This is a genomic window from Streptomyces sp. WM6386, from assembly GCF_000972385.1.
Classification (GTDB): domain Bacteria; phylum Actinomycetota; class Actinomycetes; order Streptomycetales; family Streptomycetaceae; genus Streptomyces.
The window spans coordinates 1-831 of the sequence record NZ_JXTE01000282.1; the positions used below are offsets into that span (position 1 = coordinate 1).

Consider the following 831-nt stretch of genomic DNA (forward strand, 5'->3'; position numbering starts at 1 on the left):
TCGTCGACGTGGTTGATCATCTCGTCGGGGTCGTCCACGATGCCGTGTCCGAGGCGGTGTTCGACGATCGTGCCCTCGATGCCGCCCTCGCCGGAGGCACCGTTGTCGCCGAGGACGTAGAGGACGATCGTGTTGTCCAGCTCGCCGAGTTCGTCCAGGGCGTCGACGAATCTGCCGACCTGGACGTCGGCGTGTTCGGTGAAGGCGGCGAAGGTCTCCATGAAGCGAGCGGCCAACCGGCGCTGGGTGTCGGTGAGTTCGTCCCAGTGGGGCACGCCCTCGGCCCAGGGAGCGAGTTCGGCGTCCGCGGGTACGACACCGAGTTCCTTCTGCCGTGCGAGGGTCAGTTCGCGCTGGCGGTCCCAGCCGTGGTCGAAGCGGCCCCGGTACTTCTCCTGCCACTCGCGTCCGACGTGCAGCGGAGCGTGCGCAGCGCCCAGGGCCAGGTAGGTGAAGAACGGCCGGTCCGGGGTGAGCGTGCGCTGGGTGCGCACCCAGTCGATGGCGTGGTGGACGAGGTCCTCGGAGAGGTGGTAGCCGTCCTCGGGCCGGCGGTCCGGCTCGACGGGGGTGGTGCCCTGGTACAGCAGCGGGTACCAGTGGTTCATCTCGGCGCCCATGAAGCCGTAGAAGGTGTCGAAGCCCTCCCCGGTCGGCCAGCGGTCGAACGGGCCGACCGGGCTGATCTCCCGTGGCGGAGTCTGGTGCCATTTGCCGAAGGCGGCCGTGCTGTAGCCGTTGCCCTGGAGGATCTGCGCCATGGTCGCCGCGCTGCGCGGCCGGAAGCCGTTGTATCCGGGGGCCGCGGTGGTCATCTCGGTGGTGCCGCCC

At 69.6% G+C, this 831-nt stretch carries 1 protein-coding gene; it reads right to left on the reverse strand.

The features are described from left to right. Positions 1-815: sulfatase-like hydrolase/transferase (locus TN53_RS41255; RefSeq protein WP_234441841.1), on the reverse strand; the 815-nt coding region annotated here is incomplete at its 3' end. Positions 816-831 lie beyond the last annotated feature (16 nt).